Source organism: Stomatobaculum sp. F0698 (assembly GCF_030644385.1).
Lineage (GTDB): Bacteria > Bacillota > Clostridia > Lachnospirales > Lachnospiraceae > Moryella.
Window position 1 is genome coordinate 1,531,044 of sequence record NZ_CP130060.1, and the last position, 20,065, is coordinate 1,551,108.

Consider the following 20,065-nt stretch of genomic DNA (forward strand, 5'->3'; position numbering starts at 1 on the left):
TACTGAAGAATATAATATGCCTTCCTCTCCTATACACCCTTTTCTACTAAAAAGTAGCTGCCTCTATCGAAGCAGCTGCTTTCCCTTATCACCGTGCACTTATTCTCTTATATCTCTCATCCCATCTTCTCGCCCCAGTGCGCATTGACATCGTAGTTATATGCCTTGATGCGGCGGTAGGCGATCTCCTGCCACGGCTCGCGGAAGCTGCCGTCTCCGCTTACAAAGAAGCCGGAATCCATGTAGCGGATAATGATGTACTCCGAGTTCTTCTGGTCAAAGCCGTTACCCTGGCTAAAGTCAATGCCGTTACCGGTATTGCGCGTCATCACGGCCTCGAGAAGCGGCAGGGTGACCTCGCTCAGCGGAAGCTTCATATCCGGCATGTCGAAGAAGCCGCCTTTCTCCTTCGTGTAAACACAGAGCACTCCGAGCGTACCGTTGCTCGCGCACTTCACTCTCTTGATATCCGCGAGCTTCACCTGATGCTTTGCGCCTATGATGACGCCGCCCGAGAGGCGGATGATTTTTTCACCGAGCGTTGCGCCGAGCACTGTCTCGAGACTGTCCAGATTGTTCGGGAATTCAGCTCCCAATTTGCTCGCGGCAAAGGCAAGGAGAAGCGGCTTCGTCTCGCGAACGTTGTGGCCGTTATTCCAGGTTCTGGTATCGAGGTCCAGCTCCGGAACGCTCATATTCTTCATGTTCAGGTCGCGGAGCATAACCCTGTAGTGGAAGTTCTGGCTGCAGTAGTTGGTCAAAAACAGGGAGCCGATCTCCGCAAACTTCATATCCACATCGACCTTGCCGTTTAAGCTCTTATAGCTGAAACCGTCCTTCGCAATCCGGAGGGTATAGCCCGCACCGAGCATGCCTTTATTAGAAAACTCCATGGTTGCGCCGTCATCAAAATATGTCTTCATCTCTTCTCCCCTCTATTGGCTTCCGCTCACTCAAAGAAGCTCGTTGTCAATGGTATAGCTCATGTAGGCGCCCTTCTTAAAGAGACCGCCCTCCTTTAAACCCCAGGCAATTGCAGAGCAGGCAAGGCGCTGCGACTCTTTCTTTTTGACGCTCCGCGAGGTCAGCAAAATGCCCGCCGGGAAGAGCTTCGCAATCAGAAAGCTGTAGAGAGAATCCGTCTCGCCTTTTTCGGCCAGCTTTGTGTGGTAGCTCGGATTGGTGTCCCACCACTCGTTCGGCTTACAGAAGGAGCAAACCGCACGCATCTCGCTCGTGCTCAGGTTCTCGGCGCAGACCGCGCGAACCTGTTCGAGGTCCTCGTCGGCAATCACACCGTCCGTGATGGAGTAGGCATAATAGGCGTTTGCAAGGCCGTCGTTATCGTCCTCGGTCTCCTTTAAGAGGTACAGATTCGACACGCCGCGCTTTGCGTACTTTTTCCACTTGCCGCCGATGTCTCGAAACGCCTTTCCGCTGTAGCGCGCGGAATCACCGCTTTCCAGCGCACGGCGCAGTTCTTCGAGATCCACGTCCTTCTTTTCCCACTCGTCAATCCAGTTGATACGTAAGTCTGACATGACTTTTCTCTGCCTCCTTGGCTTTCCGGATTACCCTACCGTGACTATGGTTCACATCTTTTTTATTATAGAATTCCGCCCCGCAAATCTCAAGCCAACGCGCCTGTTTCGGCACTTTTTCTAAAGTACCGACTTCCGATTAACTGTATACAGATTACCTGCTTGCGCTTCCGATTACACATTTCGCCCAAGATTTCGCTTCCGAAATACGGATAGAGCCGCTCCGGTTTTCTGCCTTTGGCTTTCTTCTTTTTGCCTCTTCCCGTACGCTGCACCCGGCCTTCTTAGCTCTATCCCGTCAGAACCCGGATGTCGTTCCCATGGTATTTTCCGCCGCATTCGCCTCTGTGTTTCCGAAACCGAGTTGCAGGCCGAGATACAGGATTACACCCTCGCGAAACACTCTGGGGTCGTAGCCGGTCAGCGCGTGTATCTTATCGAGCTGATATTGGAGCGTGTTTTTATGGATGTATAGCTTTTCCGCCGCTGTCTTTAAGCTGCAGTCCGCGGCAAAGTAAACCGCTAAAATGTGCCTTTCTTTTTCACTCAATTTCCCGAGCGTGCGCGCCGCATAGCTCTCACGAACCGCGACCGGAATAGAGCCGCTCAGCAGTTCCATATCGAGCTGCTCAAAATCCGCGTAGCCCCCTCTCTCATCGCCCGCACGGGCCGCAATCTGTGCCTCCCGAAACGAGCGGTACTGGTGCACCAGCTTGTGATCCGCCCCCACGCCGACCGAGAGAATTTCCCGGAACTCTGCGGCAAGCTGCTCAAATTGCTGCTGTCTCGGCGGATAGTCGCCCTTCGGCAGTATCAAGATGTACTCATTCGGAAAGCGGAAGGTAAAGAGCGGGCTTCCGGTCTCACGAAACACGGTCAGTATTTTCTGCTCCACCATTGAGAGGTTCGCGGGGTTATAGCGCGTCGAGAGGCGCACCAGCACGGTGCGGTAACGCACCTCTTCGCTGAGGCCGTGGGAGGAAAGGAAGTCTAAGTAAAAGCCGTGGTTCATGGGTTTCCCGGAACTCAGCGCCCGCACCACATAGTCAGTCTCGACCTGCGCATTCCGGTTTCTCGCATCGTACTCCTGCTCGCGGAGCAGTAGGGCTGTGATGCGCTGGGCGAGATAGGCATACTTTCTCACTTCCTCGGGGACGCCGGTGATGCCGATGACCGCGACTATGGTCCCGTGGTGCGAAAAGGGCAGGTTCACGCCCTGCTGCGTGCCGTAGAAGCTGTCGTTCTCCATGACCTCAATCGACTGTCCTTCCTGCGCGGCGCGGTGCCCGATTTCATGGTATGTTCCGACTCGTTCGGAGTTTGTACTCGCCAGTATGCTGCCGTCCGGCTGAATGAAGTTGACATCGTGCCCGCAGACATCTTTCACGCTGTCCACAATCTGCTGGGCCGTCTTTTTGCTGATTTCTGCCATTTCTTTGTTCTCCGTACCAATAACTCCACTTACACTATAGCACTTCTTAGTCCTTGAAACATAGACCCTCCCCGCCCTTTTCGTTATTCTAATCATAAGAGACAGCTCCGGCTGTCACAGAACGCAGAAAGTGAGGCAAGGAGGAAAACAAATGAAAGTAGTAGTCGCCATTGATTCCCTCAAGGGTTCTCTCAGTTCTCTTGAGGCGGGCGATGCAATCCGCGCCGGAATTCTAAGGGCGGACAGCAGCGCCGAAGTCCTGGTGCGCCCGCTCGCAGACGGCGGCGAGGGAACGGTGGAGGCGCTCACCATAGGTATGGGGGGCACCCTGCAGGAGGTGCGCGTCACGGGGCCGCTCGGCGCGCCGGTCACCGCGGTCTACGGCATTTTGCAGGACGGCAAAACCGCTATCCTCGAGATGGCCGCGGCTGCCGGCATCACCCTCGTCGAGGAAAAGGAGCGCAACCCGCTGAACACGACGACCTACGGGGTCGGGGAGATGATACGGGATGCCATTGCGAAGGGCTGCCGCCACTTCATTGTGGGCATAGGCGGTTCCGCGACGAATGACGGCGGTATCGGCATGTTACAGGCGCTCGGTTACGGGCTTCTGGACAGCGAAGGCAAGCAGGTGCCCTTCGGTGCCAAGGGTCTGCAGGTACTGGATTGCATCACGGACGAGAACGTTATCCCGGAACTTGCGGACTGCACCTTCCGCGTGGCCTGCGATGTGACCAACACCCTTTGCGGTGATCAGGGTTGCAGCGCGGTCTTCGGCCCGCAGAAGGGCGCGGATCCGGGTATGATCATGCAGATGGACAAGTGGCTCGCCTACTACGCGGCTCTGGCGCGCGAAAAATACGAGAAGGCGAACCCGCGTGAGGCGGGCACCGGCGCTGCGGGCGGCCTCGGCTTTGCCTTCTTGACCTTCACCGATGCGCGGCTTGAATCCGGCATTAAAATCGTGCTCGAAGAAACCCGACTCGAGGACTATGTGAAGGATGCCGACCTCGTGATTACCGGCGAGGGACGTCTCGACGGACAGACGGTCATGGGCAAGGCGCCGAGCGGCGTCGCACAGATCGCGAAGCAGTTCGGAAAGCCTGTCATTGCCTTCGCGGGTGCGGTCACCCCGGATGCGGTTGCCTGCAACGCACACGGCATCGATGCCTTTTTCCCGATTCTGCGCCGTATCTCGACACTGCAGGAGGCGATGGAGCCCGAGAACGCAAGACAGAATATGACGGATACGGTCGAACAGGCCCTGCGCCTGTTCCTGATCAAATAAAAAACGGAGGTTTCCCATGGACTTACAATTCACGACACTCGGCGCACTGATCGGTCTGGTCGTCGCCATTCTTCTGATTATCAAAAAGGTACAGCCGGCCTACGGTCTGATTCTCGGTGCCTTAATCGGCGGCCTGATTGGCGGCGGCGGCCTTGCGGGCACAGTCTCCACGATGGTGAGCGGCGCGGGCTCCATGATGTCCTCGGTGCTCCGCATTCTGACCAGCGGTATTCTGGCGGGCGCACTCATTAAGACCGGCGCGGCGCAGAAAATCGCAGAAACCATCGTCGATACCATAGGCGAAAAGCGCGCCATTGCGGCACTCGCGGTCGCAACCATGATTATCTGCGCGGTCGGCGTGTTCATTGACATCGCTGTCATCACGGTTGCGCCGATTGCCCTTGCAATCGGTGAGCGCGCCGGTCTCTCGAAGAGCGGCATTCTGCTTGCAATGATAGGCGGCGGCAAGGCAGGTAACATTGTCTCCCCGAACCCGAACACCATTGCCGTGACCGAGGCCTTTAAGCTTGACCTCACGGCTGTAATGATGACGAACCTGATTCCGGCGCTCTGCGCGCTCATCGCGACCATTGTCCTCGCTTCTCTCCTCGCAAAGAAGGCGGGCGACGGCATTTCGCAGAACGATCTCGAGGCAGCTCCCGCAGAAAAGCTCCCGAACGCCCTGCAGGCGTTTGCGGGCCCGCTGACTGTGATTGTGCTCCTCGCCCTTCGCCCGCTCGCTAAGATTTCGGTGGATCCGCTGATTGCGCTGCCGCTCGGCGGTCTGGTCTGCATTCTGGTAACCGGAAACATCCGCAAGCTGATTCCGTACACGGACTTCGGTCTCTCGAAGGTCATCGGCGTCGCGATTCTTCTGATCGGAACCGGCACGATTGCGGGTATCATCAAGGCTTCCGCGCTCCAGAAGGATATGACCGCGCTCCTCAGCGCCATGAACATGCCGGCCTTCATTCTGGCACCGCTCTCCGGTATCCTGATGGCAGCCGCAACAGCTTCCACCACCGCGGGTTCCACCGTTGCCTCTCAGACCTTCTCGGGCACTCTGCTTTCCGCCGGTGTCCCTGCGCTCTCGGCAGCGGCTATGATTCACGCAGGTGCGACTGTCCTTGACTCCCTGCCGCACGGCTCCTTCTTCCACGCGACCGGCGGCTCCGTCTACATGGACATCAAGAACCGCATGAAGCTGATTCCCTTCGAGGCATTGATCGGCCTCACTTCCACGATTGTCGCTGTCATTCTGTACCTCGTGGCGGCGTAAGAATTCGGCAGAATAAAGCGATAACAGCAGAAGCAAAGAAATAACAGCATACAAAAACAGCGGGTGCAGCTGACAAGAGTCAGTTGCACCCGCTGTTTTTGTATGCCGCCCTTCCGAATGCCCCTATGCGCTTCTACACCAATTATATCCACCAGGATGGCGTCAACACCGCAAGGGAGACTACCGTTTCGTTTTCCAAATCTACCATAATTTCGATTTCTCCGTAACGCTCCGGCATGAGCTGCGTCATCAGTTCCCTACATGCCCCGCAGGGCGGCATTATGTTTCCTCTCCTGCCGACTGCCAGCACACGTCGAATCTCACATTCTCCCTCACTCAGCATATGAAAAATTGCATTTCGTTCCGCACAGATGCCGCGCGTACAGGCCGTATCGACGCAAACGCCGACATAGATCTTTCCGGAGACAGTTTCCACCGCCGCTGCGACGCCTCCGGCCTCAACAAATTTTGATACCACCCTGGGATTCAACGCCTTTTTGGCCGCAAGATATAAAGCTTCCCAGTGCTGATCCATCGAAAAGACCTCCTTCTGTAGGACACTTATCCTCACATCTCGTTGATGCGAATTCACGACCGTTTTCCTTGTATTCTTCTTTTCGCATGGCGTTCCTTTTTGCTTGTTTTCTCAGTTCTCGTTCTGCGTATGTTCGGACAGCCATTTTTCCGCCTGTTTACGCAGCCAATTCCGCCGGTAAAGCGTACTCGCGGTAACCGGCAAAATAGCAAACGGAAACATCATGATTACACCGGCGAGCGCGATTGTTGTGTAGTGTACTCTGCCTTTTGCGCGCGCCATTTCGTTGACAAAATCCGCCGCGCGGTCAAGGAGCGCTCCGCCGCCGAAGAAACGAAGCAGCGCATACTCCGCGATAAAGATTCCGAGACAAATCAGTATAATGGGAATCGTCACCCGTCCGCAGAGTTCAATCTTCTTCTCCATGGGGATTTTTTCTTCCCCCGGTATATTCCGAAACCAATTTTCCGCCCGTTCTTCCTTGTTCATCTCCCACAATCCCCTTCACATGGTCAAGCGGCATTCCGCCTGTATCCCTTCATCCCGTTCGCGTATGTAGCCGCCGCGCTTGTTCGCGCGGCGTTTACTTGTCTCCGATTGCAACGAGGTGCAGACTCTTCTTTGCGCATGCATTTCGCATGGCTTTCCGTTTCAGCTCTCCGTATCGTAGACCAGCTCGCCGCTATAGTAGACTTCCAGGGACATCTCGATCAGGCTCTCATCGTCCGGTAAAGTCAGGTAGCCGCTGTAAGTGAGCGTGTGGTCTCCGTAGAGCTCGTCAACCAGCTCAAAGCTGTATTCGGCATAGCCTTCCAAAAAATGCTTGAGCGACATCCGCTTTCCTTCAAAAGATCCGCGCTCCCTCCCGGGGCGCAACAACAGAACCGCCACAAAGTCCGGGTCTACATCCTCAATCGTGAGACTTCCCTCTTCAAAAAAGAGGCACACGGAAGTCCCCGCATCCGCAATTTCCTGTACGGTCCTGTCGTGCAGACTGAAGGGTGGCTTAATGGTAGGGCGGTATCTCGCAATCATGTCGCACCTCCGGAATACTTATCCTGTTGACGCACAAAGCCTAGAAAGCGCGTTCCCTGAAAGCTTAACTGTCCGCGGTCACCCTCGGCCGACATACCGTAGACTCTGCCGTCCACATTGAACTCCGTGCGCTCACCGCCCTCCGTCTGAAAGGTGAGGAAATACGCGGTATTCGTACTCCCGACCGTGTTGGTGCCGCTGTGTCCCCAGACCGCGGTTCGTTTTCCCACGAGCACTGCGGAAACCGTTTGTTTCGGCGACTGATTGTTCTTATGCCAGGTTCCTATGCCCTGCACCAGTCTCGCAATGATCAAAACAAAGGCCACAATAAAAATCAGAGTAAATACCGCACCGAATATCCCGCCAAACACATAGAAGTCGTCCATACTTTTCTCCTCTGCCGCTGTCAACGCGACTCTGTTGTGCTGTCCTGTTCACTGTGTCTCACGATCCGCTTATCGCTTTGTGCCTGCGCTTTCTTCCCTCTGTCTCTTCTTTCATATTAGCTGATTCCGGCATTTGCGAAAGATAGGCTTCGCTCGGTTCCGACTTTCATCTTGCATCTACCTGCCTGTATGCATTGCTTTTCAACTCTCTCGAAACTACAGGGTACAGCTACGGATAAAGGGGCGGAGATCCGCACCGCTCTCCAGATAGCGGAGCAAAATCTCCGCGCAGGCACGGCTGTCGCTGTCCGCCTTGTGGTGATCCAGTTCGATTCCGTAGTATTCGCAGAGCACATTTAACTTGTGGCTCATGCCGGGTAACAGGCTCTTTCCCATCTGCACCGTGCAGAGATAGGGAACCTTGGGCTTCCACGCGATTCCGTAAGCATTCAGGCATTTCCTGAGTACGCCCATGTCAAACACGGCGTTGTGCGCGACCAGAATCCCGCTCTCCATGAGCGGCGCAATCTCCTCCCATACCTTGGGGAAGGTCGGCGCGTGCCGCACGCTCGCCTCGCTGATGCCGGTGAGCTGCACATTGAAATAGTCGAAATGTGTTTCCGGGTTGACCAGACTATAGTAGGAATCCGCCACGGCGCCGTTTTCAATCACGGAAATGCCGATGGCACTCATGCGGTCGCTGAAACGGTTCGGGGTCTCCACATCAAAGGCAATAAATCGTGCCATAATAACCTCTTTCCATCGAATTTCGATACCTTTATTATAACTGATTTTACGCGCCTTGCCTCTGCTTTCTCTGTCCCTCTGTTTTCTCTGTATCTCCTCTCTTTTCTCCTTGTGGCTCCGCGCAATTGCCTTCTTCCAACGCTCCGGCATCTCTCTGCCACTTATCTGTTACGCAAAAAGAGCCGTGCATTCGCACGGCTCTCCGATTCCTATTCTGTTACGAACCCAACATTGCCACCAGAAGCTTCGGCAGTATCACAAGACCCACGGTCGCAATCGGCTGGCAAGCCGCATAGAAAGAAGCTGCCTTGTCGTTTCCGGTCACGGTAATCAACGCGTTCAGAGAGGGCGCGGAAGTCATGGCACCGGTCGTAGCGCCGAGTGCACCGAAGAGCGGCATCTTGCAGAGATAGCGCGCCACAATGTAGGCGAGCAGAATCGAAACGCAGCTCATCAGTGCTCCCACGAGGAAGAGCATAATACCATACTTCTGTAGCGTTGAGACAAACCTAGGACCCGCACCGGCTCCGTTTTGCAGCAGGAACCAAGCAATGCCGAGATCGCGGAGCGGCACCAGCGTGGACTTCGGCGCCGTAAGTTTGATTTTTCCGCAGTGCCCTATGGCCGATACCACGATGCCCGCAATGATAGCACCGCCGCCCGTTCCGAGCGAAAAGCTCGAGCCGCCGCCGAGCGGCAGCTCGACCGCACCGATCAGCGCGCCGAGGGCAATCGCAACGCAAACAACAAATACACCCGGTCCGTCGACCGTGAGAAGAGAGGTATCGCTCTCGCTCTTTGAAACCGGCGGATCCGGAAGCTTTGCATTTTCCGCCTCGATATCCGCCTTTAAAAATTTCGGCACCAGCTGAACAAACATGACCACCGAAATAATGCCGAAGACATAGGCGAGACCGTAGCCCACACCGGCCGCGGACTGATCGCCGAAGAGTTCTTTGGTGGTCGCGAGACTTGCCGTACAGGTCATGGCTCCCGCCATCACGCCGAGCGCAAGGTCCATGGGCAGCTTGAATACCTTGACTGCCAGCGCCACGGTGCCGCTCGCCGCAACCAGAATCGCACCGGTGGTCGCAAGAAAGCCCCAAAAGTTTGCCTTGAGATTTGTGATGAACGAAGGACCGGCCGAGAGCCCCACACAGGCCAGGAATAACGCGAGACCGGCCGTTCCTATGATGGCGGGCACTTCCATGCCGAGCGCGCCGAAAATCAACGCGACAATCAGTACGCCCGATGTGCCGAATTTAACACCGGCAAAATTGATCCGCCCGAAAGCGTACCCGAGCACCAAGGTCAAGAAAATCATGAATACCGTATTGCTGCTTAAACCCTGAATGAAACTCATGTCCTCCTCCTTTTCGCGAATGAAAAACAACTGTGTTGACTCATTATAGGGGCAAGGACATTCTTGCGTCAATTCTTATCTTAAGCACCCAAAATCGCAACAAGGAAGTTCGGCAGGACCACCAGTCCCACGGTTGCAATCGGCTGGCAGGCCGCATAGAAGGAAGCCACTCTGTCATCCTTGCTGACACCGATCAGCGCATTCAGCGAGGGTGCCGCCGTCATGGCACCGGTCGTTGCGCCGAGCGCACCGAAGAGCGGAATCCGGAACACAAAGCGCGCCACCGCGTAGGCAAAGAGCAGGGACACGCAGCTAATCAGCGCGCCGATCAGAAGAAGCATGACACCGTACTGCTGAAGCGTGGAAACAAACTTAGGACCCGCCGAGGCACCGTTCTGGAGAAGGAACCAGGCAATGCCGAGGTCGCGGAGAGGCACGAGCGTGGACTTCGGTGCCGTCAGCTTAATCTTGCCGATGTGACCGATCGAAGATACCGCAATGCCCGCGATGATAGCGCCGCCGCCCGTTCCGAGCGAGAAGGTCGCCCCGCCGCCGAGCGGAAGCTTAAAGCTGCCGATGAGAGCACCGAGCATAATCGCAAGACAGACAACAAACACGCCCGGACCGTCAATCTCCGTGAGCGCTTTCTCCTTCTCCGCCTTTGCTGCGGGAAGCTTGGGGAGCTTATCATTTTCCGCCGCGATATCCACCTTTAAGAGCTTCGGAAGCAGCTGCACAAAGAGTAAAACCGAAATGATGCCGAACACATAGGCAAGACCGTAGCCCACACCGGCTGCTGACTGATCGCCGAAGACTTCCTTGGTGGTCGCAAGGCTTGCGGTCGAGGTCATTGCGCCCGCCATCACACCGAGCGCCAGGTCAAGCGGCAGACCGAAGGCCTTCACCGCCAGGGTAACCGTAAGGCTTGCGCCCACCAAAACCGCTGCCGTCGTCGCGATGTAACCCCAGAAATTTGCCTTTAAATTCGAGAAGAAGGTAGGTCCCGCAGAGAGCCCCACGCAGGCCAGAAAGAGGCCCAGTCCCGCCGTTCCGATGACAGACGGCACTTCCATGCCGAGGGCACCGAAAATCAGCGCGACAATCAAAACCCCCGAAGTACCGAACTCAATACCCGCAAAACTGATACGTCCCAGCGCATAGCCGAGCACCAAAGTGAGGAAAATCATGAATACCGCATTGCTGCTTAAGGATTGAATGAAGTCCATAGACCCCTCCGAAAATTTAATTTAATATTAAGAACTGTTATCAGTATATGCGAGCGTTTTCTCAGCGTCAACCGTTCCGCGCCAAGTTAGAGGCCGCTTTTGCATTTTTGTGAATTGCCGCCAGTTTCGCTTTTTAATCCCTAGTATTTTTGTAGGCTTTTCTGTGCAAATGCGGGAACATGCTTGCAGCAAAAAAGCGGCGGAGCACGCTTCGTTGTGCTTCCGCCGCTTTTTAATCCTGTTGCACTGTTTCTTTGCTCAAAAACTGCGTTCCGTACTTTCATCAAATTCGCTTCTCAACGCTGAACGCATCTATATCCTCAGTTCCCATCATGAAAAACAGTGTTCTCAATGATGAGGGAGCGCTCGCTTTCATCATCCTCCGTATCGTTGTCCGCAAATTTCGCATACACATTGCCGTCGAACTTGCAATTGTCGATTTTCACCTCCCAGCACTCTGCAAGTCTCATGAAGGCATGATCCTTGCTGCCGTTGTTGCGGAAGCGACAATCCCGGAAATTAAGGCCCGAACTCTGATAGAATTCCAGCATTTCATAGCCGCTGTTGTCGTAAAAATCACAGTCCGCGGCATCCAGATAGTATACATTTCGCAAGCACATGATGCCGTAGGTGCAGTCGTAAATTTCAGAGCCCTTGAAATGAATGTCACTGGCGCCGTCGGCATAGACGCCGTAACTTCCGCAACCGTAGAGCTTACAGCCCTCAATATCGATGTTGCTTGCGCCGCTCAGGTAAATTACGCTTCCGCTGCAATGTCCCGGCTCAATCCGGTGACCGAAGGTGATTCCGCTGAATTTGATATGGCCGGAATTGTAAATCGGCAACACCGGGCGAGCGGAGTCGGTGATATAGAGTTCTGTCAACTCCCCTGACTCTGCCTCAATGCAGAGATTCTCGATGCCTTCCAGATAAAAGCCCGGGACATCGATTACGGTGTCATAGGACTCCTGGACCTTGCCCGTAGTTCCCGCTGCCATGAGCGCCGTGATATCGTAAGCGCCCGGCTTCAAAATTATTTTTGTTCGGCTACCGATCGCCGCCGCCAGTTCCTCGGCAGTCGAAACCGTGACAACCCGCAAGTAGCGATACTCCTCCGCATTCTTGCTGTTTTCGCTGTCGTTCTTTACGAAGAGATCTCGATACTCCCATCTATCCCCATCTTCCTCGCCCGCGTTAAAGCGGAGTAATTCTCCCTTATCATTCAGCCCAAAGCGCGGGGGAATTTCCCCCCAGCGCCCCGGTTTTGCGACCAGACACCAGTCATAGCCCTCATAGCCCTCGTAGAGCTTTTCCTTCGACCGCTCCATCGGAAGATGATAGTAAGTCGTCACGGAATCTCGATAATCTGCGTAAAGCGCTCCGTTTTCCGTGTAGAGGACAAGATCTTTCTTATCCATCGAAGAATCATCGCTCGCCATGGAAAACTGATCCGTTTTTTTGCCGTCTTCCTCATAGGAAGTAAAGAGACTGTAGACCGAGCTCCACTCGCCGCAGAGAGCTTCCAACTCCTCTCCCGTGTACCCTTCCGCCTTGCCGCTTGACTGCTTTCCCTGATTCTCTCCGGCTGTCTCCTGCCCACCCTTTCCGCCGCAGCCGACCGAGAGAAGACTGAGCAGTAGCAAAATAAGCCCGAGTCCGCTTCGCTTCCTCATTTTTATGCTCCCGCGTTTCATCTTAGTTCCTCCTTTTTGCCTTGCACCGGCCGATTTCCCGATTCGTGTTTAGTCACTTTCGTCTCATTTCGCTGCTTTTGTTTCATATTTTAAATTGGTTCTCGTATATTTTGTAATTAATTACAATCATCATAGCATGCTTCTTGACTTTATCAAACTGCTTTTCCGCAATCAAAAAACAGGCTTCGTGCCCCTCGGAAACCCGCTTACAACGCGTTTTCTTCCGGGAGAACACCAAACCTGTCTCGGTAACATAAACACGGTCTCAACTCTGTTTGCCGAATTCCGGCGCAGGTACCAATCCTGTTTCCGTCAAACGCAGCACGCGCGTACAGACCTCATCGATATACTTTCTGTCGTGGGAGATGCTGATAACAGCCCCCGGGAACGCGGCCAACAGGCTTCGAATCACAGGGCCCGAGAGCGGCGAAAAGTTGCGTGTCGGCTCATCGAGTATCAGAACATTCGCATCCGAGAGGCTCATTTTGAGGAGCAAGACCTTGGCCTTTTGTCCGCCGGAGAGTTCCCGCATGGGATGATCCATCTCCTCCGCTGTGAATTTAAGCGCTCCGAGATAGGTGCGAATTTTGGTGCGCACTGCCTTATCGCCGCTGCTGTCCAAGAAGTCGACCGAGGTTCGTTCCAAGTCCAACAAATCCTCATAGTTCTGCGGCATATACTGCGCGCGGAGATCTGCTCGCGCGAGCAAATCCGCCGCAATTCTGCGAAGCAAGCTCGTCTTTCCCGCGCCGTTCTCACCTATGATGCAGAGCTTTTCGGGACCACGCAGTTTGAGGGATATATCCTTTGCCAACAGACGTTCACCGTCCGGCGTTTTCAGTTCCGCGAGGGCATAGTCAATCACTGTTTTGCCCTGTGGCATCACTGCCGCCTCACCGCCGAGCCGAAAGAAAATTGCCTCCTCCTGCTCCGGCATTTCGGTCATCTCCGCGTCTTCTTTTTCAAAGCGCTTTCCCATGGCCTTCACAACATGCATCTTGTCTTTTAAGTTCTTTCCCTCGCCCGGTGCCTGACGGGAAACACTTGAAAGCGCTCGCTCCACCGAGTTGTAGAGCCGCGCGTATTTTTCATCCCGGAGCCTTTTCTCCTTGCGCTCGTTCTCCGCCTGTTGGGTCTTTCGCACAAAAAGTTCCGCGCGCTGCTGCCGGTAGCGAAGATAGCTATCACGCACCACCGCATAGCGGCTCTCACTTTTCCGCTTCAGTTGTTCTAAGTGAATCACCACAGTTGCCGTCCGCTCAATCAAGGTTTCATCGTGCGAGGTGAAGAGGACAATGCCTTCCCACTCATTGATCAGGCTTTCCAGTAATTCGAGCGTGGCAAGATCTAAGTCATTCGAGGGCTCGTCGAGCAAAAGTACCGTAGGCCGCTCCAAAAAGATACGGAGCAGCTGTGCCTTCACCTTCTCGCCGCCGGAGAGTGTGTCCATGCGCTGCTCTCCGTAAAAAAACTCCGGCGACAGGCGAAAGCGCGCGGCGAGCTCTGAGAGTTCCTTCGGACTGCAGTTAAAAAACGCATCCGTCGCCGAAAAGAATTCATAGACCGAGAGGCCTTTCCGCTCATCCGGCAGCTCCTGCGGCAAATACGAAAGCCGCTCTGTCCCCAAGATACGTTCACCGCCGCACTCCGCATAGGCCGCAACAAGGGCGGGGTCAAAAATCCACTTGAGCAGGGTAGACTTCCCGTTTCCCTCCTCGCCGATGATAACCGCCTTATCACCGGTATTCAGAACCAGGTTAAAGTTCTCCAGAATGACGCGCAAATCGCGCCGATGTTCTATGTTGAGATTCTTGATTTGGAGCATGGACAGCCTCCTTTCTCAGCAGAAACAGCTTCAGTGACGAATGCGCCGCTGTAAGAGCACCGCGCCCCAGGCAAGCACTGCGTTTCCACCGAGGATCACGACAATCCAAAATATGGTCGCCTGTGCGCTCTGCTCCCGAATTTTTAAGAAGCTGTAGGGTCCCGAGACCAGTCCCGCCGCGTTTAAGAGTATCATGGGCACGGCATAAAGGAGGGTCGTAAAGAGTGCGCGGGAAATGTAAGCAAAGGATGCGCGTTCATCGCCGAAGAGAAATAAAAGCAGCGATAAAAACGGGCAGAGAAGGTGACTGAATAGTCTCGTGCCATCGAGAAACTCATGTGCAAAACCGTTCTCCGGGCCGAGTACCAGTAATACCACCGTGAAAGTCACAAGCAGGCAGCTTGTCGCAACAAAGCGGAGCAGCGTAAGCAGCCCTGCCTCGCTCCCTTTCACATTTCCGCCCCGGAAATGGGTCCAAAGATAGAGCGCCGAAGCGATGCCACAGAGCAGATTGGAATCCGTCGTGTAAAAGCGGAGTGTCGCTAACCCCTCGTCCGCAAAGCCGTGTACGACCACCGCCAGTTCAAAGAGCAAGAGCAGAACATGCCCGATCAGAATGGCTGCTCCCGGCTTGCTCCTTCCGCGATCTCTTAACTCCCTTGCTTGTTTTGTCTGATTTGTCATGAATTCCGTCTCCTATTCCGAAAACCATTGCTCTGCCGTCCCTTCCGCCGCCCCTTAAACCGATGCAATGTGCGGCAAAAGAGCATTTGAGTGCCCGGTATACGGCAGTTTGAGTTGAATTCATTATAGACAAAGCAAATAGACAGCGCAATCAAAGGCGACAAGGAATTCAGGCTTTGCCGAGAAAACGAAGAGCCGATTTTCTCGCCTTTTCAATCGACTCGGACTCTGCCGCTTCCGCTGCCGCGGCAGATATCCACTTCTTTCCGAAGAGTGTCTGTACCGCCTCTATCATGATGCCGGCAGCATTCAAGTCGCCCTCCTTCTGTATTGCCGCCGCAAAGGCAGTCTTCGTTCTCTCCCGCAAAAACGCTGCATCGACAGCGTGGAAGGAGAGCTGCATGAGCGCGGCTGCCGCCCAGGCGCGGCAGAGTGCATCCGAATCGCTCTGCATAGAGTCAATCAGAAGATTGATTTCCGACTCAGAGCCGATCCAACCGAGGGCAATGATTTGCTTTCTTCGAAGCGCGATATCCGAAATTTCCCATCTTGCGGTCAGAAGTGCTGCCAGCTCTTTGGCGCGCGCGGCATAAAAGTCTCTGTGTCTTAACTGCGAGAGAATTTTGGCGGCGAGGTAAGCGGTATCTGCCTCTCCCCCCTGTCTACAGTCCTGCTCGTGGTCTTGCTGACAGTCCTGTTGACCGTCCTGTTCACTGTTTCGCCGACAGTCCTGTTCACCGTTTCGCTGCCGGATCTTTCCCGCGTCTCGCTGCAGTTTTTTTGCACCAAGCGTGTCGGTACTTATCTCCCTACCTGCACCCGAACCGACAGCTGCATTTTCCTCTGAACTTGTGCCCGTTTTTGAAGCCGTCCCAAACGCTCTGAGCTGCTCAAGTAGAAAGATGATTCCCGCTTCCCCGTGCCGGTCAAAGCTGTTCTCGAGCAGGAGTTTTCCGCCCGCCGCCCAGTCCTCGCAGATCAGCGCATAGTGATAAGCGAGGTCATCGCTGCTCCCGAGCGCTGCAATGAGTTTAAGCCTTTCCCCGTCCGTTTTGATTTCCTCTGTCAGTTCACGATATGATTTCCGCAATGCCTCTCTCCTTCGATACTCCGAAGCAAATCATCAAAAGCCTGCACCGTTTCGGTGCAGGCAAGCTTTACATCCGGTAAGCGCTGATTTTGCTGTTGCTCCTCAATTCTATTTCCACTTCTGTTGCTGACACTGTTTTCAACTTTTCTTACCTGACTCTGTTTTCTGCTTCGCTTGCTTGGCGCTGTATTCCACAAGCTGCTCATTTCTTCGTATCACTATGCTTTCTTGTTTTTATCCCCCAACTGCTGTTTCCGGCTACCGCAAGCTAAGGATATCTCTTTATTCTTGCTCGTTGGCGTACTCCCGCACATACTCTAAGAAGTAGCGGACACCGAGTTCCAAGGCACTCTCATCGATATCGAAGTAAGGGCTGTGCTGCGGGTAGCGCCGCGCCTCTTCCGAAAAACCGCCGCCGAGGAACAGAAGGCATTTCGGCGCCTCGTACTTGGCAAAGTCCTCGCCGCCCATCTGCTGCTCCCAGTCGAGAAGATGATCTTTTCCGAAAACCCTCTCGGCTGCTCTCCGCCCCGTGTCCACGCAGGCATCGTCGTTGATGGTCGGCGGCGGTCCCGGGTGATAATCGAGCTGAATCTCGGTTCGGGTCGCCATGGCAACACCGTCCGCGACGCGGCGCAACATCTCGGGATAGCGGTCCCGTATCTCCGGGTTAAAGGTTCTCGCGGTTCCCATGAGGTGCGCTTCTCCCGGTATCACGTTCGAGGTAGTACCCGAGACAAACGAGGTCACGCTGATCACCGCGGGTTCCAGCGGATTCAGTTCCCTGGCTACCAGGCGCTGCAGGGACATAACCAGTTCCGCGCCCGCCACAATCGGATCCACCGTCTGGTGCGGCAGGGCACCGTGCCCGCCCTTGCCCTTCACGTAAAAGTCGAAGGTATCCGCCGCCGACATGACAGGGCCGTAGCGGAGCGAGGCATAGCCCGCAGGAATCTTACTCCAGATATGCATGGCAATCAGGCGGTCGCAGGCAAGGACTTCCGGTTCATCCTTCATAAGCCCCGCACCGCTGTCCGCAATGAACTCCTCCGCGGGCTGGAATAAGAGCTTCACCGTAATCGTGAGCTCATCCTCCATCTTCTTTAAGAGCTTGGCCGTGCCGAGCAACATGGTAATATGCGTGTCATGCCCGCAGGCGTGCATACAGCCCTCGTTCTCGGACTTCCAAGCGACCTTCGAAAGCTCCGTAACCGGCAGCGCATCGATATCCGCGCGTATGCCGAGCACCTTTCCCGCGGAGTGCTTCCCCGCCACGGTCGCAATCACACCGGTCTTACAGACCTTCACATAGGGAATGCCGAGCGCATCCAAATACTCGCAAATCTTCTTTTGCGTATTGAACTCCTGCCAGGACTGCTCCGGGTGCGCATGGAAATAGCGGCGCAGTTCCACCAGTTCCTCTCGAAGCGCAGTTCCCTCTGCCGAAATATCAATCATAATAGCTTACCCCCTGACGTTTCTCTTATCGCGCGGGGACAAACGCCCTTCCGGCTTCCCCGCGCTCATCATGCTTTCTCCGCGTATCACGTATCTTTAAGCTTTATCCCTGCTCAGAACGGCCCGTAGTGAATCTTGGTCGCGACAATCAAGGCTATCATACAGACCACAAATAACATCGTAATCAAGGGCGTGACAAACTTCCACCATTTCTTTAAGGGAATACCCGCAATCGTTAGGAAGATGAGCAGGGTTCCGCTCGTAAACCAGAGCGAGTTCGTAAGACCGTCGCCGAACTGGAAGGCGAGTATCATCGTCTGCCGCGTCATACCGATGAGGTCCGCGAGCGGAATCAGTATGGGCATGAGTGCCATGGCTTTCGCGGAACCCGAGGTGATGAGACCGTTAAAAATCGCAATTACGAACATGACCGCAATCGCAGCGACCGGCCCCGGCAGACTCTTTAAAGGTCTCGAAATGCTATAGATAATCGGGTCGATGATGCCGGACGCCGTGAGTATCCACTGAATGCCGCGCGCAAGGCCTATGACCAAAGCCGGCACCAGGCCGTCCTTCGCACCAGCGCAAATTGCATTCACGATATCGTTCGGTGCCATGCGGTTAATGAAGCCCGCCGCAATCGCCGTGAAGAGGAAGCAGGCCGAGAGGTCATTCATCGACCAACCGAATTTCGCAACACCCGCGATTGCCGTGATGAAAACCACGACAAAGAAAAGCAGGGAAAGACTCTGCCCTCCGGTCAGCGGCTCCCGCATCTCCTGCGAGTAGTCGACCCGGAACTTGTCACTGTCCAAATCCGCGGTGAGCGACTGAATCTTTCCGCTCCGCACACCGCGCGCATAGCGAAGCACATAGAGGATGATGATAAAGTCCGCGATGCAGAGCAGAATAAAGCGGAACAGGAAGCCCGAGAACATCGGGAGCTCCGCGATTTCATCCGAGATACCGACGGTGTACACGCTGGTCGGCGAGAACGAAAAGCTGATCATATCGATCATCGCCGAGCAGGCAATGCCTGTCATCAGATCATAGCCAAGCGCCAGGCAGAGCGAGAGCACAATCGGTATGAAGGGCACAATCTGTTCGTTCCAGCCGAGGAAGCCGCCCAGCGCGCCGAAGATAATCATGATGAGCACAAGTATCTTCTCATGTCCCACGCGCTCCGACTTCGCGAGGATGCGCGCAACGCCCTTATTGAGTGCGCCGGTTCTCTTGTAGACTTCAATGCATCCCGCGACCAGCATGACAAGGAACATCATCCCCGCCGAGGAGACCAGGCCGTTCGGCACCGCCTGGAAAATTGCCTGCGGACCCAGATAAATCTTATCTGTGACGTGATAGGAATTTGCAATGACCACCGTGCGCCCGTTCAGCTGCTCGCGCTCAAAGGCGCCCGGGCTGATGAAGAGCGAAAGAATATAGCATCCCACAATGACGAGAAACACAATGACAAAAGCATTAATCGAGCCGCGTTTCTTTGTTTTGTTTATCTGTTCTCCCATGTTGCACCTCCGCACAACGTTTCGCTTTCCGTTTCCGTCTGCTTCCTATTAATTAAATTCCGAAAAACCGCTCCTTCCGCTCTTGTCTCCGCCGCCTCCCTTCCGTGCGCCCGGCGCTCTATCCAAAGGCAGCCTCGGCGCAAGTTTCTCTTACAATAATGTTTCTCTTTGCAACTTTGCTTTCCTTTATCATATACAATCCATTCAATTGAATCAATCATTCGGCGCAAATATTTGTTTCTTTTATCAAGTTTACTCGTAACCCCCAATGCTTCTGTTGTGCACTTATTGCTAATATCCACTCTATTTCTTTGTTAAGTTGCAACTTATCAACAACCCGCTTCTTTTCTATCTCCCCTTTGCGGAGACCTTCCTGAAAACCAAGCGCCTACGAGCCCTTCTGCCAAAAAAAGAGCGGCCGCCGTTTGCGCCCTCGGGCACGGCTTCCGCTCTTTTTCTTTGTGTTTGCTTTTTGAATTCCTTCTTGGTTTCTTTTTAGGTTTCTTTTTTGGTTTCTTTTCAGGCTCGCTTTTTGTATTTGCTTTCTTTGTGTTTTGCTTTTGCGATTTCTTGCTACACCGTCAGTTCAATCTGATTCCCCTCAAAATCCAGAATGCAGGACTCGTAATATCCGTCCCCCGTGGTGCGCGGCCCGCTGATGACTTCATAGCCCGCCGCTCTTAGTTGTTCTGTCAGGGCATCCACCTTTTCTTTGCTGCCGAGCGAAAAGGCCAGGTGCGCATAGCCCGCATGATTCAAAGCCTTTTCCTGTAATACCAAATCAGGCTTTGTCATGAGCTCTAAACGAGCACCGTCCGCAAATGTTATAAAATAGGAGCGAAAGCCGGTCTTCTCATTGTGATACAGCGCATTCGCGCTTCCGCCGAAATAGCGGACGAAGAACGTCCGCGCGCGCTCCAGGTCAGAGACATAGAGCGCCACATGTTCGATTCTCATGC

Annotated in this window: 19 protein-coding genes; 2 read left to right on the forward strand and 17 right to left on the reverse strand. The window is 54.4% G+C overall.

All coding sequences use genetic code 11. The annotated features are described in order from the left end of the window. Window positions 1-116: 116 nt before the first annotated feature. The 3 genes from QU660_RS06920 to QU660_RS06930 all read right to left on the reverse strand — a co-directional run bounded on the left by QU660_RS06920 (window position 117) and on the right by QU660_RS06930 (window position 2,973). Window positions 117-923, reverse strand: coding sequence for a hypothetical protein (locus QU660_RS06920; protein WP_304945800.1), 807 nt, complete (start codon window positions 921-923; stop codon window positions 117-119). 30 nt (window positions 924-953) lie between these two features. After that, entirely contained in the window at window positions 954-1,541 is a 588-nt protein-coding gene (locus QU660_RS06925) for a hypothetical protein (protein WP_304945801.1), read from the reverse strand. A 298-nt stretch (window positions 1,542-1,839) separates the two neighbouring features. Beyond that, window positions 1,840-2,973, reverse strand: coding sequence for a CdaR family transcriptional regulator (locus tag QU660_RS06930; RefSeq protein WP_304945802.1), 1,134 nt, complete (start codon window positions 2,971-2,973; stop codon window positions 1,840-1,842). 151 nt (window positions 2,974-3,124) lie between these two features. On the opposite strand from QU660_RS06930, the gene QU660_RS06935 reads away from it, so the two are divergent. Then, the gene (locus QU660_RS06935) at window positions 3,125-4,261 is read left to right on the forward strand and encodes a glycerate kinase family protein (protein WP_304945803.1); all 1,137 of its coding nucleotides are present in this window, start codon (window positions 3,125-3,127) and stop codon (window positions 4,259-4,261) included. A 16-nt stretch (window positions 4,262-4,277) separates the two neighbouring features. Next, window positions 4,278-5,540 carry a GntP family permease gene (locus QU660_RS06940; protein ID WP_304945804.1) on the forward strand — a complete coding sequence of 421 codons (1,263 nt, stop codon included), beginning with the start codon at window positions 4,278-4,280 and terminating at the stop codon, window positions 5,538-5,540. A 142-nt stretch (window positions 5,541-5,682) separates the two neighbouring features. Here the strand turns inward: QU660_RS06940 and QU660_RS06945 are convergent, their stop codons facing one another. The 14 genes from QU660_RS06945 to QU660_RS07010 form a co-directional block, all read right to left on the reverse strand. Next, complete coding sequence (locus QU660_RS06945) at window positions 5,683-6,075, reverse strand: cytidine deaminase family protein (protein WP_304945805.1); 393 nt, start codon at window positions 6,073-6,075, stop codon at window positions 5,683-5,685. Between the two features lie 111 nt (window positions 6,076-6,186). Further along, on the reverse strand, window positions 6,187-6,564 hold the full coding sequence (locus tag QU660_RS06950) for a hypothetical protein (protein WP_304945806.1): 378 nt from the start codon (window positions 6,562-6,564) through the stop codon (window positions 6,187-6,189). Between the two features lie 162 nt (window positions 6,565-6,726). Further along, window positions 6,727-7,110 carry a hypothetical protein gene (locus QU660_RS06955; protein ID WP_304945807.1) on the reverse strand — a complete coding sequence of 128 codons (384 nt, stop codon included), beginning with the start codon at window positions 7,108-7,110 and terminating at the stop codon, window positions 6,727-6,729. Next, window positions 7,107-7,496: a DUF2500 domain-containing protein gene (locus tag QU660_RS06960; protein ID WP_304945808.1), complete on the reverse strand. Its 390-nt coding sequence runs from the start codon at window positions 7,494-7,496 to the stop codon at window positions 7,107-7,109. The genes QU660_RS06955 and QU660_RS06960 overlap by 4 nt, the downstream gene beginning before the upstream one ends. 216 nt (window positions 7,497-7,712) lie before the next feature. Continuing rightward, window positions 7,713-8,243 (reverse strand): 3'-5' exonuclease, encoded by a 531-nt coding sequence (locus tag QU660_RS06965; protein WP_304945809.1) that lies wholly within the window; start codon window positions 8,241-8,243, stop codon window positions 7,713-7,715. Window positions 8,244-8,460: 217 nt separating this feature from the next. Beyond that, entirely contained in the window at window positions 8,461-9,606 is a 1,146-nt protein-coding gene (locus tag QU660_RS06970; RefSeq protein WP_304945810.1) for an antiporter, read from the reverse strand. A gap of 80 nt (window positions 9,607-9,686) precedes the next feature. Then, window positions 9,687-10,832, reverse strand: a complete 1,146-nt coding sequence (locus QU660_RS06975) for an antiporter (protein WP_304945811.1) — start codon at window positions 10,830-10,832, stop codon at window positions 9,687-9,689. Window positions 10,833-11,152: 320 nt separating this feature from the next. Beyond that, window positions 11,153-12,505 carry a right-handed parallel beta-helix repeat-containing protein gene (locus QU660_RS06980; RefSeq protein ID WP_304945812.1) on the reverse strand — a complete coding sequence of 451 codons (1,353 nt, stop codon included), beginning with the start codon at window positions 12,503-12,505 and terminating at the stop codon, window positions 11,153-11,155. 286 nt (window positions 12,506-12,791) lie between these two features. Continuing rightward, a complete protein-coding gene (locus QU660_RS06985) occupies window positions 12,792-14,351 on the reverse strand; it encodes an ATP-binding cassette domain-containing protein (protein ID WP_304945813.1) in 1,560 nt (519 codons plus the stop codon). A 30-nt stretch (window positions 14,352-14,381) separates the two neighbouring features. Continuing rightward, window positions 14,382-15,035 (reverse strand): hypothetical protein, encoded by a 654-nt coding sequence (locus tag QU660_RS06990; RefSeq protein ID WP_304945814.1) that lies wholly within the window; start codon window positions 15,033-15,035, stop codon window positions 14,382-14,384. A gap of 169 nt (window positions 15,036-15,204) precedes the next feature. After that, window positions 15,205-16,125: a HEAT repeat domain-containing protein gene (locus QU660_RS06995; RefSeq protein ID WP_304945815.1), complete on the reverse strand. Its 921-nt coding sequence runs from the start codon at window positions 16,123-16,125 to the stop codon at window positions 15,205-15,207. Between the two features lie 282 nt (window positions 16,126-16,407). Next, complete coding sequence (locus QU660_RS07000; RefSeq protein WP_304945816.1) at window positions 16,408-17,583, reverse strand: M20 metallopeptidase family protein; 1,176 nt, start codon at window positions 17,581-17,583, stop codon at window positions 16,408-16,410. Between the two features lie 113 nt (window positions 17,584-17,696). Next, window positions 17,697-19,106 (reverse strand): YfcC family protein, encoded by a 1,410-nt coding sequence (locus QU660_RS07005; protein ID WP_304945817.1) that lies wholly within the window; start codon window positions 19,104-19,106, stop codon window positions 17,697-17,699. Between the two features lie 573 nt (window positions 19,107-19,679). Next, window positions 19,680-20,063 carry a VOC family protein gene (locus tag QU660_RS07010; protein WP_304945818.1) on the reverse strand — a complete coding sequence of 128 codons (384 nt, stop codon included), beginning with the start codon at window positions 20,061-20,063 and terminating at the stop codon, window positions 19,680-19,682. Between the last annotated feature and the right edge of the window lie 2 nt (window positions 20,064-20,065).

Bases quoted from the DNA above. Each gene is read 5' to 3' on its own strand.
- QU660_RS06990 (WP_304945814.1), bottom strand. From the start codon at position 15,035: ATGACAAATCAGACAAAACAAGCAAGGGAGTTAAGAGATCGCGGAAGG.
- QU660_RS06975 (WP_304945811.1), bottom strand. From the start codon at position 10,832: ATGGACTTCATTCAATCCTTAAGCAGCAATGCGGTATTCATGATTTTC.
- QU660_RS06925 (WP_304945801.1), bottom strand. From the start codon at position 1,541: ATGTCAGACTTACGTATCAACTGGATTGACGAGTGGGAAAAGAAGGAC.
- QU660_RS06950 (WP_304945806.1), bottom strand. From the start codon at position 6,564: ATGAACAAGGAAGAACGGGCGGAAAATTGGTTTCGGAATATACCGGGG.
- QU660_RS06955 (WP_304945807.1), bottom strand. From the start codon at position 7,110: ATGATTGCGAGATACCGCCCTACCATTAAGCCACCCTTCAGTCTGCAC.
- QU660_RS06980 (WP_304945812.1), bottom strand. From the start codon at position 12,505: ATGAGGAAGCGAAGCGGACTCGGGCTTATTTTGCTACTGCTCAGTCTT.
- QU660_RS06945 (WP_304945805.1), bottom strand. From the start codon at position 6,075: ATGGATCAGCACTGGGAAGCTTTATATCTTGCGGCCAAAAAGGCGTTG.
- QU660_RS07010 (WP_304945818.1), bottom strand. From the start codon at position 20,063: ATGAGAATCGAACATGTGGCGCTCTATGTCTCTGACCTGGAGCGCGCG.
- QU660_RS06960 (WP_304945808.1), bottom strand. From the start codon at position 7,496: ATGGACGACTTCTATGTGTTTGGCGGGATATTCGGTGCGGTATTTACT.
- QU660_RS06985 (WP_304945813.1), bottom strand. From the start codon at position 14,351: ATGCTCCAAATCAAGAATCTCAACATAGAACATCGGCGCGATTTGCGC.
- QU660_RS06965 (WP_304945809.1), bottom strand. From the start codon at position 8,243: ATGGCACGATTTATTGCCTTTGATGTGGAGACCCCGAACCGTTTCAGC.
- QU660_RS06940 (WP_304945804.1), top strand. From the start codon at position 4,278: ATGGACTTACAATTCACGACACTCGGCGCACTGATCGGTCTGGTCGTC.
- QU660_RS06920 (WP_304945800.1), bottom strand. From the start codon at position 923: ATGAAGACATATTTTGATGACGGCGCAACCATGGAGTTTTCTAATAAA.
- QU660_RS06935 (WP_304945803.1), top strand. From the start codon at position 3,125: ATGAAAGTAGTAGTCGCCATTGATTCCCTCAAGGGTTCTCTCAGTTCT.
- QU660_RS06970 (WP_304945810.1), bottom strand. From the start codon at position 9,606: ATGAGTTTCATTCAGGGTTTAAGCAGCAATACGGTATTCATGATTTTC.
- QU660_RS06930 (WP_304945802.1), bottom strand. From the start codon at position 2,973: ATGGCAGAAATCAGCAAAAAGACGGCCCAGCAGATTGTGGACAGCGTG.
- QU660_RS07000 (WP_304945816.1), bottom strand. From the start codon at position 17,583: ATGATTGATATTTCGGCAGAGGGAACTGCGCTTCGAGAGGAACTGGTG.
- QU660_RS07005 (WP_304945817.1), bottom strand. From the start codon at position 19,106: ATGGGAGAACAGATAAACAAAACAAAGAAACGCGGCTCGATTAATGCT.